Source organism: Wenyingzhuangia fucanilytica (assembly GCF_001697185.1).
GTDB classification, from domain to species: domain Bacteria; phylum Bacteroidota; class Bacteroidia; order Flavobacteriales; family Flavobacteriaceae; genus Wenyingzhuangia; species Wenyingzhuangia fucanilytica.
Genome location: NZ_CP014224.1, coordinates 824,541 through 840,570, shown reverse-complemented (window position 1 = coordinate 840,570; position 16,030 = coordinate 824,541). Strand labels below are relative to the sequence as shown.

General features: G+C 32.6%; 9 protein-coding genes. All 9 read right to left on the bottom strand.

The window, feature by feature from the left end:
* Nucleotides 1-2: 2 nt before the first annotated feature.
* Nucleotides 3-2,120 (bottom strand): T9SS type A sorting domain-containing protein, encoded by a 2,118-nt coding sequence (locus AXE80_RS03475; RefSeq protein ID WP_083194555.1) that lies wholly within the window; start codon nt 2,118-2,120, stop codon nt 3-5.
* A gap of 258 nt (nt 2,121-2,378) precedes the next feature.
* Nucleotides 2,379-4,157 (bottom strand): RagB/SusD family nutrient uptake outer membrane protein, encoded by a 1,779-nt coding sequence (locus AXE80_RS03470; protein ID WP_068824488.1) that lies wholly within the window; start codon nt 4,155-4,157, stop codon nt 2,379-2,381.
* Nucleotides 4,158-4,191: 34 nt separating this feature from the next.
* Nucleotides 4,192-7,656, bottom strand: a complete 3,465-nt coding sequence (locus AXE80_RS03465; protein WP_083194552.1) for a SusC/RagA family TonB-linked outer membrane protein — start codon at nt 7,654-7,656, stop codon at nt 4,192-4,194.
* A gap of 102 nt (nt 7,657-7,758) precedes the next feature.
* Nucleotides 7,759-8,916, bottom strand: coding sequence for a FecR family protein (locus AXE80_RS03460; protein WP_068824487.1), 1,158 nt, complete (start codon nt 8,914-8,916; stop codon nt 7,759-7,761).
* A gap of 295 nt (nt 8,917-9,211) precedes the next feature.
* Nucleotides 9,212-9,793 carry an RNA polymerase sigma factor gene (locus AXE80_RS03455; protein WP_068824486.1) on the bottom strand — a complete coding sequence of 194 codons (582 nt, stop codon included), beginning with the start codon at nt 9,791-9,793 and terminating at the stop codon, nt 9,212-9,214.
* A 349-nt stretch (nt 9,794-10,142) separates the two neighbouring features.
* The gene (locus AXE80_RS03450; protein WP_068824485.1) at nt 10,143-11,777 is read right to left on the bottom strand and encodes a GH39 family glycosyl hydrolase; all 1,635 of its coding nucleotides are present in this window, start codon (nt 11,775-11,777) and stop codon (nt 10,143-10,145) included.
* Between the two features lie 15 nt (nt 11,778-11,792).
* A complete protein-coding gene (locus AXE80_RS03445; RefSeq protein WP_083194549.1) occupies nt 11,793-13,298 on the bottom strand; it encodes a glycosyl hydrolase family 28 protein in 1,506 nt (501 codons plus the stop codon).
* A 10-nt stretch (nt 13,299-13,308) separates the two neighbouring features.
* Entirely contained in the window at nt 13,309-14,679 is a 1,371-nt protein-coding gene (locus AXE80_RS03440; protein WP_068824484.1) for a family 43 glycosylhydrolase, read from the bottom strand.
* The gene (locus AXE80_RS03435) at nt 14,660-16,030 is read right to left on the bottom strand and encodes a hypothetical protein (protein ID WP_068824483.1); all 1,371 of its coding nucleotides are present in this window, start codon (nt 16,028-16,030) and stop codon (nt 14,660-14,662) included. Before AXE80_RS03435 ends, AXE80_RS03440 begins: the two co-directional genes overlap by 20 nt.

Below are 16,030 nucleotides of genomic sequence, written 5' to 3'. Positions count from 1 at the left end.
ATTTACTTTTTTACAATTTTTTTAACAGATATATTTTCACCATCATTTAATCTTAATAGATATATTCCTGAAGGTAAATCGGATAAATTTATAGTGCTGTTATTTTGTTTGATCTCTTTTGATATGATTTTAACTCCTGCTAAATTCAATAAATCAATATGAACTGACTCCAAACTTTTTAACTGAATATTTAATACATCTGAAGTTGGTACAGGATAAACGGAAAGATTATTTAAAGTATTATTCTTTGTACTTAGAGAAAAATTGGAAACTTCAAGAACCTCAAAACGAGATTGATTGGTTGCGTTTCCTACAGTAGAAAGAATTGTTTGATTAGTTTCTGCATTAACCCCTACCATTCTAGCATAATCACTCGTGATATGAAAAGTATGTCTTCCTTCTGGTTGAACTACAGACCACTGAACAGATGCATCAGTAACTGTTTTAGAGGTCATAACAGGTAAACCACTATCTGTAGAAGCTGATAACCTTTGTTTCCCCCCTGCTCCAAGACAATCAACAAAAAAGTACCCTTCCCTTCCATCTACAGGAGTAAAAGTCCAAAAAGACTCTTGACCTGATGGAAATAAATCTTCATAATCATTAATACTTCCACTATTAATATCGCCATGATACTTTATAGAATAAGCATGATCTCCTCCATTTGCAGCTACCCAAAATGTAAATCTATTATTTCCTAAACGATATGCTTTGTTCGTATTTGGAAATCCAGTTGTTTCTTCTAGACAATCACCAACGATATTACTTGTTCCATGATCGGTAACTTCTCCACATGATTCTACAGCAACTCCTGAAGTCATTTCATCTAATACTACAGGAAAATCAGTTAAATTTTTCAGGTCTAAATTTGATGCCGAAAGTGGGTTTTGATTAGAGGTAACGCCCAATAACCTTACATTATTCTTTTCTCCCCCAACTTGAATCCTAAGATTGGCATTAGGATCACCTCCACGCAATGTAATATTATGAGAATGCCCACCAATATAAGCAACGGTTCCACTACCATTATAATAATTTTCGGTAGGCAAAACTTTAATATCTATATTAGTATTTTTATCACTTGAATAAGCAAAACTTAACAATGGTCCATACTGAGCATCACCACTACAATTACTCACTGTACCACTACCTATAGAATATCCTTGTTCACACCCTAAAGCTGAAACATTTTCTACGTGTTTTGTACCTGTTGCATGCGCCAAAGTAACCCCTGTTCTTGCATTCTTAATAGTACAATTTAGAACGGTAGGATTATCCGTTCCTCTTTTTATTTCTTCTCCATCAATATAAGTTGTTCCAGCATCATAAGCCCTAATTCCTCCCTCTTGCAAACTCATCATATAACCAGCAGGTAATTTATATCCCCAAACAGTCATAAAATCTACATTATCGGCTGGAGACCCAGTTCCTTCTTCGGCTAACATATCATCAGTTGAACGCATTTCACCTTCAATATAACATCCTTCTATTGTTGGGTAACTTGCTGCTTGCATAAAAACAATATGCCCATATGAACGTGATATAATATTACAATCTTTAAGGTGATTACGTAACCCTCTAATTAAAACACCTGAATGTTTTTTGTGGTTAATCACAGACCCTCCTCCTTTACCAAAAGCATCTCCATAACCATAAGGGTAAGAACCTCTCACTGTTAAATGAAAGCCCTCTACTCTATTGTCACGTCCATCCATAATAAGAGATTGAGCTCTATTAGATGGAGCAGTTGTACCGATATCTTCTAATGTCAAATTTTTAAGAACATTATTGTTTCCTAATATCTGAATTTCATTTACTTCATTATTCCCAAACTTAGTCAGCACCAAAGTGTTGATGTTTATTTTAACATCTGTAAAATCAAAAGTATTATTAGATCCCTCAAAAAGAAACAGAGGATTAGAAAACTTACCTTGAGAAATATCAAATGCGTTTATATCATAAGTTCCTGGGGCCAATTTTACATGAACATTATCTTGTTTTAAATACGGTAATAATTCCTCTAAAGAGTTAACTGTTATTGTTTGCGATTGTACTTGTTGAAACAACAACATTAGTACTGTAACCACAGTTACTTTAAAGAAATGGCACTTATTAATCATTCGCTTTAGTTTTTATTTATTTTTTAACAAAAATAGCTTGCAAAAAAACAATCAATTATGAATTATAATGCATAATGCATAACCTATGATTCATTTATACATTAAATCCTTATTGAATTTTCGTTTTCTCTAGTTTATTACAGTAGGTTTCATTTTAATCAACCTATACAACACAATACATTAAAAACAGAAAGGTTTGCTGCTACTAACGAACAACAAACCTTTCAAACAATTACTTAACTAACTATTTTTACTTTTCTAATAACCTGGATTTTGTAACATCGCTTCATTTAAAGCTATCTGTGCTGTTGGTAAAGGATACAAGTAATTATGTCTAGAAAAATTTCTAACTGAAGCTGGCTCTAATAATAGACAACTTTTAACACCATCTCCTGTTTGAGCATCTTTTTCTCCATAAAAATATAAACTTGGATCATAAAGCGCTGGGTTACTTTCATACGCAGTCCCTTCTATTACTGCTCCATATATATCTTGATTCAACTCTTGTTCTGCAATTCCCCAACGTCTTAAATCATTATACCTAGAAGTTTCGGCAAACAATTCAATTGTACGCTCTCTTCTAATTTCTGTTTCTAAATTTAAATTATTAGCTGTTAAAAACGCGTTACTAATAGGTGCTACACCCGCTCTCGCTTTTATTAAATTAATAGACTCATCCAATTGAGTATCTGTTAAACTACCGTTTAATTCATAAAGAGCTTCTGCATACATTAAATACACATCTGCTAAACGTATAAAAGGCAAATCAAAACCTTCTTCTCTAGACTCTCTATAAATCGGCCATGTCCATGACACAAATTTTTGTGAGAAAGTACCTATTTGGTTTTCACCATTTAACAATACTGATCCATCTGCAGGAATATCATTATTCGCTTCGTGATTTCCAAAGTAAGCACGCATTCTATAATCTCTATTTTGATATTCATCAGAAGCGTTTGTATACCCTTGAAACAATGGAGAATCATCAATAGGTAAACCATCTGTACACAAAAACATATCCATCATTTTTCTACTTGGCTTTAACCTTCCTGAGGAAACATGACTTACTAATTGTCTACTTTGTCTAAATGTATAATCGTATTTTCCATAAAAGATAAACTCTTTATTTGTAGACTTATCTAATCCTGCAGGATTAGACCCTCCGTCTTCTAGGTTAAATAAAAAGTATGAACTCATGTTATTCAACACATTATTATAGTCCCATAACTCATAAATCCCAGAGTCCATTATTGATTTTGTTAAAGTAACAACCTCTTGTAAATAAGTATTAATATTTGCCGGATTATATCCCGCAGTACCTGCTCCTACTGTAGTTCCATCACCATCAGTTGTTGTTCCTACATATTTCATCCAGGTAGCTTCATGCAATAACACTTCGGCTTTAAAAGCCTTAGCTGCTTCTATACTAATTTTTCCTTTATCATTTGTACCAATATTGTTCTCACTTGGTAAGTCTGCTATTGCTAAGTCTAAATCTGATATGATTTGAGAAGTAACTTGATACCTACTACTACGTGAACTAGATAAAGATGGTGAATCTACATCTAATGGATCTACAACTATTGGAATTCCCCCATAACGCTGCATTAAAAAGAAGTAGTGATATGCTCTAAAGAAATGAGCTGCAGCTACATATTCTTTAATATCATTTTGATCTCCATCATATTCTGCTGCTCTAGCTATTAATAGATTAACATTTCTTATGCTAGCGTAAATATCATCAAAATATGAACTTTCATTTTCTGGCGGTTGCGTATTACCTCTTGAATAGTCCTGTAAAGGAGACTCTTCTTTGTGTCCTATTAAATCTGAACCATGATCGGTTAAATCTCCTAAATAAGACCAATCAATTAACTCATTATAAAAATTATTAGATCCGGTTAAAAAATGCTCAGCATCTTTATAATAAACATCATCAGTAATTTCTGAAGGCGGATTTAAATCAATAAAGTCATCTTCACAAGAAGTAAAGAATGCCATAAGACATGGTATGATTAAATATTTTAGTTTTTTCATTTGTATATTTTTTATTGTTAATAAGCTTTAAGAATTATAAAGAAACTTTTACACCAAATGCCCAAGTACGCATAAACGGATATGCACTAGCATTAGAATTAGCTTGTGATTCTGGATCCCAACCATCTTTAACATTGGTAAACTCAAACAAGTCGTTTCCAGAAAAATATAATCTTAAATTATCAATATTTGTATTCCCTACTTTTATATCTCTTAGTGTATAACCAAGGATTAAAGATTTTAATCTTATGTATCTATTATTTTGCAACATAAAATCTTTGTTAAGATAATTCCATGAAGCTAATGATCCGTTAGTAGTTAATCTTGGAAATTCAGCATTAGGATTACTTTGAGTCCAAGTTCTATCTAACCACGTAGTAGATTGATTTTGCCATACAGCTGCAAAAGGTCTACTAAAATAACCTTCTCTAAGAATATTATGATCTAAAGCTCCTTGAAAGAAAGTAGATAAATCCCAATTTTTATATTTAAAATCTAAATTAATACCATAAACATAATGAGGTGCAGCATCTCCTTGATATGTAATATCATTACGATCAATGGTACCATCTCCATTTTTATCAACAATACGTGTATCTCCTGGACGTAAATTTACATTAGGGAAATTACCATTAGTATTAATTGTACTTATATAAGCGTCTACTTCTGCCTGATTGGCAAACACTCCATCAGTCTCATATAAATAATAAGCATTAATAGGTTTACCTTCAATAATCTCTCCATCTCCTACAGCGTTAAGCCCTTCAACCAAAGCTTTACCACCGTCATAATTTTTAACAGTATTTCTTGAATCACTCATATTAGCGGAAACACTATAATCAAAATCACCTATTTTATCTCTCCATCCTAATTGCACTTCCCATCCGTTAGTTTCTAAAACTCCATCATTAATATCTGGAGTTGTTTTAAATCCTCCAATAGCAGATAATATAGGATTGATAAGCATATTTATATTGTTTTTTTGATAAAAATCAATAGAACCAAAAAGTTTACTATTAAATAATTTATAATCAATACCTATTTCTTTACTTTCTACACGCTCCCAAGTTACTTTTTGACTTGCCAATCTATCTGCAGAAGAAATTGCTTGTTGCGATGCTGTTGATCCAAACACAGTAGTACCAAAAGATACCCTAGAAACATAATTAAAATTATCAATACCACCTGTACTACCAATTTGTCCGTATCCTCCTCTTACTTTTAAGAAAGATATTACGTTACTATCTTTTAAAAAGTCTTCTGAACTTAATATCCACCCTGCAGAGATATTTCCGAAACTACTCCATTTATTACCTTCACCAAACCTAGAAGTTCCATCACGTCTTCCTTGAAGTTCTAACAAATATTTACCTTTATAATCGTAGTTTAAACGTCCTACATATCCATAGAACCCCCATTCAGTTCCACCACCTTCTGTTTGAATAGCTTGATCTGTAGCTCCTAAATTTAAATCATAAACTCCATAATCAATAAATCCATTTCTTCTTGCTCTTAAAGAGTTCCTTTCAAATTTTTCAGCTTCTACAGCTACTAATCCTGACACATGGTGATCTCCAAATGTATTATCATAGTTTAAAGCTCCTCTATATAACTTGTAAGATGAATTTCCTGTTTCTTCTTGAATATATGACTGCCCATTAATACTTGCAGGTGCTAGATCTCCAAACCAATTATAAGTTGGAACAGTAGTTACATATATTTGATCTTCTGCATTTGCCTTGGTGTAAGAAAACATTCCCGTAGCATTTAAGTGATCATTAAATTTATATGTGGCTGTAGAAGTAACTTTAAATTGCTCGTCTTTTTGGTTTTCACGACCACCATCAACTACTCTTGCAAACGCATTTCTACCTCCTGCTATATTTCCTCCAAAATTACCATACCATTGTCCGTGTTGATTTTTAGGTGAAAACAAAGGAGCATCATAGGTTGTTACTTCTCTATCTAAACCTCCTGCAGGTCCAGAAAAATGTTTATGAAAATAACTAACATTTGTTTTAATGTTTAATTTTTTATTCACTTCAAAATCATGGTTTAAAGACATGTTATACCTCTTAGAACTATCATCAGCAATTTTTAAACCACCAACATTATCATCTACACCAGCTGAAAGACGAAAACTACTTTTTTCTGACCCTCCGGAAATACTAATATTGTGTTGTGTAGAGAATGAATCTCCAAACATCTGGTCAAACATGTTACCATTATTACTTAAATAAACGTCTCCTAGGATACTAAAATTATATAACCCTTCTTCTCCGGCTGCTATCCTTTTTAATTGATCGGTTGTATTCCAAAAGAAAAAGTTTGGAGACATTCCTGCGTCTAAATCTGAGTTAACAGCATTTAAATAAAGTTGACCGTATTGAGCCATGGTAGGAGATGGTGGACGAATTCCTATTGTACCAACTCTCATTACACTACTAGCTGTTACATTAACTTTTCCTTTTTTTCCTTTCTTAGTTGTTACTAATATTACTCCTCCTGCTGCACGAGAACCATATACTGAAGCTGAACCTCCTTTTAAAACACTAATAGACTCTATATCATTTGGATTTAAACTAGAAAAAGCCCCCTCAATAGCTGGAGTTCCATCAATGACTATTAATGGCTCTACACCATTCACAGAGGTTGCACCTCTAATATCAAAATCAATCCCTTCACTTCCTGGTCTAGAAGAATTTCTAGTAACCACTAAACCTGGAGTTCTACCTTGTAATGCTAATTCAGCACTACCAACTGCCAAGTCTTCAAAAACTTCTCCTTTAACTTGTTCAACAGACCCTGTTAATGTTTCTTTTTTTGCAGTACCATATCCAACTATTACTACTTCATCTAAATCAGTTAAATCTGTTTTTAACGTTACGTTAACTGTAGATTTCCCCATAACTGGAATTTGTTGAGTAGCATAACCTAAGTAAGAAAATTCTAACACGGCATTCTCATCAGTAACTGATATTGAGAAGTTACCATCAAAATCTGCTAAAGTACCGTTAGAAGTTCCTTTCTCTAATACATTAACACCAGGAATACCATTCCCAAATTCATCTTTAATTGTTCCTCTTATTTCTATCTTTTGTTGATTGACAACATTATTAAGTTTAGAAGAATTATTACCTACCTCTATTACGATCGTATTTTTATCAGAAATTTGATATTGTACATTACTTTTTGACAAGCTTTTGTCTAGCAAATTAGATAAAGGAATAATTCCCTTTTTTAACTTTACTCTTGGCGCTTCTTCAAACAAATCTTCGGGATACAAAAAACGATACTTTGTTTGTGTTTGAATTAAATAAAACACTTCATCTACCGATACTTCCTTATCGGTATCTATAACAATTTGTTCTTGAGAAAACGTTTTTTCTGTTGTTAATCCGAAAACCGTTGTACATAGTAGAAATATAAACGTTTTCATAATCATGATTAGCGTTCGCCTCCACGTGGTGAGACGAACAAGATTTAATTTAATTTTCATAAATTTGCATTGTGTTAATTAGACATTTTTGTTTAGTTATTACTCTCATCAGGGAGACGAAGCTAGTACCGCAAAATATTTGACTTCGCTCTCTGTTTTTTTTTATTTTATCATAATTGTTTTTTCTATTATTTTATAATCTTGAATTGCATGTAGGCGTTTTAAATTATCTAATATTTCTATTAAGTTTTGATCTTTTCCTAAAACTCCATTAAAGCCTTTGTTTTTAAGTTTTGTATTTTCAAAATGCATATCAACATCATACCAACGTGATAATACTTTTGAAATTTCTAACAACGATTTTTTTCTAAAACTAAAAACCCCTTCTTTCCATGATATTTCATTATATACATCTACTGTAGTTACTTTAGAAAACTGTTGATTGCGAACATTTAATTTTATTTGTTCTGATGGTTTTAATTCTTGTCCAATTGCCCCAGAATTCACTTTAACTTTTCCTTCAACTAAAGTGGTGCAAATATTAGCATCTCCTTTATAAGCTTTAACATTAAACTCTGTACCTAACACTTCAATCTTTTGAGATTGATTAAGAACCACAAACTTTGCCCCATGGTGGTTTGTACTAGGAGAAACATCAAAATATGCTTCTCCGTATACAAGCTCTACAACTCTCACTTCTCCTTTTTCAAATGTTGTTGGATATTTTAATTGAGATTCTGAATTTAACCAGACCTTTGTTCCGTCAGATAATGTTATTAAAAACTTACCACCTCTTGGTATGGTTAAGTAATTGAATTCCTTTTTGGAGATATTCTTTTCTTTGGCTTGATAAACTATTTGTTCGCCATCGCTATTGGTAACCTCGTCTTGGTAAATTTTTCCTTCGTCCAAAACAACCACAGATCCATCTCCTAAAGTTAAAATAGCTTTGCTTTTACCTGGTTGAATATCATTACTTGCAGTTACAGATATAGCTTCTGGATTACTAACAAACCATTCATTTTTAAACAAATAACTTGTTGTGATAAATCCAATAAAAATAGCTGCTGCTGCATACTTCCAAAATGGTTGTAGTTTTTTAACTAAAACCGATTTCTTTGGATTGTTTTTTATAATGTTATCATAAATTTTATTTCCTGCTCCTTCATCTATATCAGGATAGGTTTCTAATAACTTTGAAACTTCTTCAAAAGTTGGAATATCAGATAAATCCTCTTTACTTTTTAAATAGGCTACAATTTGCTCTATTTCTTTTTGAGAGCATTCTCTTCTTAAATATTTTCTAAATAGTTCTTTCATTTAATTCATCCTTAGAACAAGTTTCTATATATAATACCCCTGAAACTTCTTTTAGTACTATCAATAATTCAATTATTTTTAATTTTTATTAAAAAAACCTCAAAACAATACCTAAAAAACCAAACAAAACACAATTAAACAAACTATTAAGAACCAATACCACAAACACCAAACCTATTGATTTACACGGTGTTAAAAAGAAAACTTACTGTTTTAATAAAGAGTAAATTTATACAAGTAACAAAGTCACTTATTTTAGATAAAAAATTACGAGAATTGAGTAAGAAAGTAAAGATTAACCTATAAAGGATATAAAAAGTATTAATACAACATCACTATTTTTTAATAAATAATCCCTAAGAATCCCTAAAGATTTACTCATTTGATTTTTAACTGTATTAACTGAAATTCCTAACTCAGCAGCAATCTCTTCATAACTTTTTTCCTCTTCTCTAGACATATCAAAAATCTCACGTTTTTTAGGAGATAAGTTTTTTAATGCTTTTTCTTTTAAATTCTCTAGTTCGGTCTCTCTAAGATTTATATCTGTAGGTTTGGCAAATTTTTGACTTTTATAAAATACTTCTTGCCTAAGTTTTTGGCTATTTGCTGCTTTTTTTAAAAACTTAATGGTTTTATTACGAGTAATGGTAAAAATATAGGCTCTAAAAGACATCTCAAGATTTAAAGAAGCTCTTTTTAACCATATGGTCATAAAAACATCCTGTACTATTTCTTCGGCATAATCCTTAGAAACAACCATACTTAAGCTATACTTATACAAGTCATTTTTATACATATCAAATAACTTTCGAAAAGCATTTTCGTTTCCAGCAATTAAATCTTTAACTAATTGGTTTTCGTTATCTAATATCATATCAAAAAATTAATAGTAATTCTTTTTTATTTAAAGAATTCAAAATTCTTTTATACTTCTTTACACCTTATTTTACGACCATGACCTAGTGATCAACACTTCCTTTAATTATTTAAAACATTTTTAGTTTTAAGGTTATGCATAAAAGTACATAGTCAAATACACAATCCGTATAAACTATGGTTCTTATCATGTAAATTATGTTTCTTTATACTACAATAACAAGGGATTATGTGTGGTTTATTAAAATTTACCACAATATTTTTTCACACAAAAAACCTTGCAAATAATAATACTTGCAAGGTTTAAAAAAGAGTATTTAAACACCTCTTTCTACTAAATAAAGGCTTTAATTTACTTGTTCTATTAAAACCAAACTCCACGGAGAAAGCTCTCTATCTAATTCTACCACACCTTTTTTATTAGCGGTGATAATTTCTGTTTTAAGTCCTTCTGCATATTGCTTCATCACTTTTATTTGTTCTCGTGTTGGCGGTTCTGGTTTCCCCATTTTTTCCCAGTAATTATAAATATTACCGTGATCTTTATCTAAAGTTTCTATTTTAAACTGAGTTCCAGGTTTTAAATCTGTTAACTTAAATTTTAACTGACGAGTTTTTCCGTTCTCGTACTTATCAATTTTCTTTATACTTGATGGCACTGCGTTGTAATGATCTTCTGGATAATTATAAGCCAAAGCCACTACTTTTCCATTTCCTGATTTACGACTCACAAACAAGTAATCGTTTTTAAATAATTTTTCATCTCCTAAATGATGTAACATTCTGTATGCATGGTAAGATGGTTTTACCAAACCTTGATAATTAATCATTCCAAAACCTCCATGAAAAATACTTTCTCCTCCACCTTTTTCTTCAAAAATATCTGTAAACGTCCAAAAAGCTAATGAATTGGTTAAGCCAATACAATCTAAATTTACTTTGGTAATATAGGCTGCTGGTGGTAAAAAGTCGTGCATGGCATCTCTACTATTTGGACTTGTATTCCATTCTGTTAAATGAATTTCAGCATTAGGATAAGCACTTTTTTTGATGGTTTTGTTTAACCATTCAATATCATCTTTAGTAGAGTTTACATATCTAGAAAAATCTTTTCCTTTTCCTGTGGTTGGGTTAAAAGGATAATCTGTTGGGTAAGGATGTGTAGACACAAAATCTACAGGAAGTTTTTCTTTTTCACAGTATGCTAAAAAGTCTTCTATCCAAGATCCTTTCCATTCTAAATCGTTAATATTATCTGCAGTAAACGTAATTAAGTCTCCACTTCTACTTTCTACTTCTCCATCGTAACGACCATCGGCTACAAAATTACTACTAGAAGGTCCTCCTACTTTTAAACGTTCATCTACAGAACGCACAGCCAAAACAGATTGTTTGTACAATTCAAAATATTGAGATTTGGTTCCATCAAAAAATCCGTAATGTAAGTTCGGTTCATTCCACACTTCAAAATACCAAGTTAACACCTCATCAATTCCATAACGATCTACACAGTGTTGCGTAAATGCTTTTACCAAATTATGCCATTCACCATATTTAGATTCGTCTGGAGTAATATTGGCTTTCCACCAAAATTGAGTTTTACTATTTTCTGCCGCCAAAGGTGTTGGAAAAAATGCCAATTCCACAAACGGACGAACATTTAAGTCTAACATTCTATCAAACAAATCATCTATGTATTGCCAATTGTACGTGTATTTTCCATCTTTTTCAAAAACAGGAAACATATCATCATGAAAAATTCCGTGAAATCTTACAAACTCAAATCCACATTCTTGTTGTACTTTTTCTAATTGCTCTAACCATCCAGCACGTAAACCTTCGTTAGCTCTACCCGCTCCTACACTTTTACTCCAAAAATGCTCGAATTTTTCTCCACTTTGGCTGGCTTTTACTTTAACATCTTGCGAAAATGCAGTAAACATGGACAGCATAAAAGCTCCGGTAATCAATAATTTCTTCATATTAATTTTATCTAATTATTTAAATTTAACATTCTTAACAAACTCATTTGCTGTCACATTTTTTGCTTCTACTTTTTTACCATCTAGAACAACATTGTCAAAAACAACATCTTCTACTATATGGTCTGCATCATACCCTACTAACTCCATACTAGCATGGTCTTTAATAATGTAGGGTTTCCAATCTGGCCCATCCTGAAAACCCGTAAGCGTAGGATCTATAGGTGCAGATGTAGCTGTAATATTTTTAAACGTTACATTTTTAATGTGACCTCTTTCTTCTGTTTCTGTCCACCTTGTTTTTCCAATCCAACATGAAATTAACCTACGAGCTTCTTCAATTCTAATATTGTCAAAAGTTACATCACTAATAACTGCATGGTCACAATGATATACTCTTAAGGCTGTTTCTCTTCCTTTGTCATGAATCACATCACAATCTTCAAAAACTACGTTGCTAATATTTTCGTGTACCTCAGCCCCAATACTTAAAGCATGAGCCAATTCATTCCACACCACACATTTTCGGGTATGTACATTGTTCACTACTTCTCCATAACCTCCAAAAGATTTTACAACCACAGCATCATCAAAAGTTCTCATAAAACAATTTTCTACCAAAAGATCTCTACTACTAGTAATATCTACTCCATCGGCATTTCCTCTCCAACCAAAAATCTTAATATTATCTACGTGTACATCATCACAACTTTGAATAGGAATCGTCCAGTGACTTGGATCAAAAATAGTCACCCCCTCAATAGTTACATCTTGTGCTTTATGAGCTAAAATAGTATAACGTCTTACTTTTTTAGGAATGCTACTCTGATCAATAATTCCACGTCCTTTAATAGCCACATTTTTTCCTTCTAAAATAAATGTTGGCTTTTTTCTTACATGACCTCTAATTTCTATTTCATCTTCTTGTTCTGGCAACACACAACGAACATAAGCTCCACCTGCTAAATAAATAGTTTGATTGTCAGAAATGGTTAATTGAGAAACCTCATGAACTCCTGGTCCAAAATAAATCACATTTGGGTCTTTAGGATCAGGAATATTTTTTTCAAAAGGATTTGCCAAAATATGCAAAGACTCATGCCATTCTCCATTAATTTCTACTGTTACATGCCCTGGGTGATTTAATTCAAAAGTGACTGTATTCCCTTTAAAAACAGGTTTTATACCATAAGAACTTGGTAAGATTTTTACCGATTTTACTTCTTCTGGAGATTCCACAGAAACTGTAACAGCATCATTCATATCAAAAGATGCCACAGAAGCCAATCCAAAGTCTCCTCTGTTTGGATTTAAACGCGGAATGGGTGTAGATGGCGGAATTTTAGTTTTATAAACAGGTACGTTTTGTGAGGCTACGCTTACCTTAAAAAAGGTAGATAACTCAATTTCTTTGGGTGCAGGATACACCTTTACTTTTTGGGCATAAGCGCTAAATCCTACAAAGATTAGTACACTACACAGCAGTATTGTTTTTCTTAATTTATCAATCATTTTATCCATATTATATATGTTATTTATTCTCAAAAACTTGTTCTAATTTTATGTAATCAACAGCTAATTGTCCTTTGGATGGCTTCCAATCTCTTTTAAAAATTCGGATGTTATTATCACCTTCCTTTAACTCCACAATTCCAAAATCTATTTCTGTAAATTCTTTTGATTGTGGGAACTTAAATTCTCTATACAAATGACTATTGATTAATATATTGTGATTGGATTCTCCATCTGGAGAAGCGTACCCTACTTTAAACCTGAATTTTGATGGTTTGGCTACTTGTGCCAACATAGACACATGATCGTATGGATTGTCAAAATTGGTTACATATCCTTTTCCGCTATACCCTTTTATAAAAGTATCTACAAATACATTATACAATTTTCCTCCTGCAGCAACACCACTTTCAGCTTCAATTAAAAAAGTAGTTTTGGTGCGTTCTGCAAGTCCTAATCCTTTTTTTGATGGAATTATAGGAATGATATTTCCTTCTTTATCATACTCCATATAATCGGCCATTGCCGAACGCGTTTCACTTAAACCACCAGACAACCATGCACTGTGGTAAAACATAATGTCTTTTCCTTTGTAATTTACAATCCCTCCATGGTTGGTTCCACTTTGCCCATCAAAATCATCTATAAAAACACCTTTAAACTCATAAGGCCCTAAAGGTTTTTCTGCCACTGCATAAAACATTTTTTCTGGCCAACGTCTTGGAGTCAATCCCGGATAAGTTAAATAATACTTTCCGTTGCGTTTATGCACCCAAGGCCCTTCAAACACATGGGTTAGTTGCTTGGTTAAATTCACGTAGGTTTCTGGTTTAATAGACATTAAATCGTCGTTTAACTCGGCTGCAAAACATTTTCTATCGTGTCCCCAATATAAATAAGGCGTTCCATCCTCATCAATAAACAAAGCTGGATCCTGACCAAACTCAACTCCTTTTACATAACCTAAATCTGTAAAAGGCCCTTCTGGTCTGTCACTACGGGCAATTCCGGTTCTAAACAAACCAATTCCTGCCTCTTTCATACAGTAAATTAAATAATAATTCCCTCTGTAATAAGCAGCATCCATGGCCCAAGCATGACTCTCAGCCCAAGCTACATTCTCTAAGTGTAAAATACGTCCATGGTCTGTCCAGTTTACCATATCTGTGGTAGAAAACGCATGATATCCTGTCATCCCATAATGATTGTTAGACCCTGGCTCATCATGACTGGTATACACCCATAATTTATCTGGATTATCTGGCCAAACATGTGGTGATGGGTCTGCTGTAAACACATGAGTAAAAACTGGGTTTTGAGCAAAGATGTTTCCCACAAAACACAAAAAGACAATTACAATATGTTTCATTTTATTTCTTAATAATTTCATTATTATTTCCTTTATCCTCTACCACTCCATTAGAAATCACTTTACATTCACTAGATTCAGAATTTAATTCTACAGACATTTCTGTTGAGTTGTTTAAAACAATCCCTGAAGTTTTAACCGTTCCCAACGGAGAAAAACCATTATTTGCTGGCGGACGTGTTACTCCTATTTTTATAGGAAGATTTTGTCCTCTTTTCATATTTCTCCATTTGGTTAAAGTAATGTTATGATAATCTCCAGCAATAGCAGCCAATACGTGTACTTTAGTTTTAGACTCCGTAGGCAACAATGCCAATTCTACCGTTGTCTTTTCTCCTTTATTTACATACAACAAGGGTCCGTTTACAGCATCTCCTATACTATTTTCAACCGTTAACCCACCTACATTGTATCCTAATTCGCATCCTATAGCTTTGCTATCTTTTATCAATACATCTCCTGTAATTTTAGCAAATGCAAAACCAATACGTGTATTTTTAGCGGTACAATTAATCGCAGTAACAGCTCCAGTTTTCACACCGTTTACACCACCTTTTCCGTACATACGAAAACCACACTCATTTAAAGATTTTGTATAGCCAGGAGTTATTATATTTTCACCTGCATAATTTTTATATACCGATGCAAAATTCACATCAAATGCGGGTCCTGAAATTTCAGATAGCATATCGTCTGTAGTTCTAGTTACACCTTCTGCATAACAATTTTCAAAAAGCACATTTCTACCTCCTTGCACAAAAAAACAGTGTCCGTAAGATTTAGAATAAATAGAACAATCTATAATCTTATCATTCAAACCTTCTATACACATACCGCTGTGCTTTTTTAAAGGCACCAAAGCTCCTTTTCCTTTTCCTAATAAATCTCCATATCCATAAGGAAAAGATCCACTCATATTTAAGGTTACTTTTTCTATCACCGCATCATCTCCAGCCACTGTAAACGAATGCCCGCCTTTTGCCTTAGGGTGATTTCCGATATCTGTAACAGTCAATCCTTTAATATGTACATGACTCCCTTCTACATAAAACTCACTTACTCGTGCTTTAAACACAATTAACAATTTTGTATCAACTTCAATGGTTACTCCCGTAAAATCAAAAACATTATGGCTTCCAGAAAACTTTATCATGGCATACCTCCCCACTTTATCTGGTTTGGTGTTTTTAACAACTTCTGAAGTTAAATAATCTTCCATTTGATAAACTCCCGGTTCCATTACAATGATATTTCCACTTTTAGCAGCATAGGTTGCTAATTCTTTTAAGGAGTTGATTTTAATTTCTGCTGCATGAATAAAATTACACAACAACAAAAACCCAAAAACGATAACTGCTTGACGTTTTTTCAT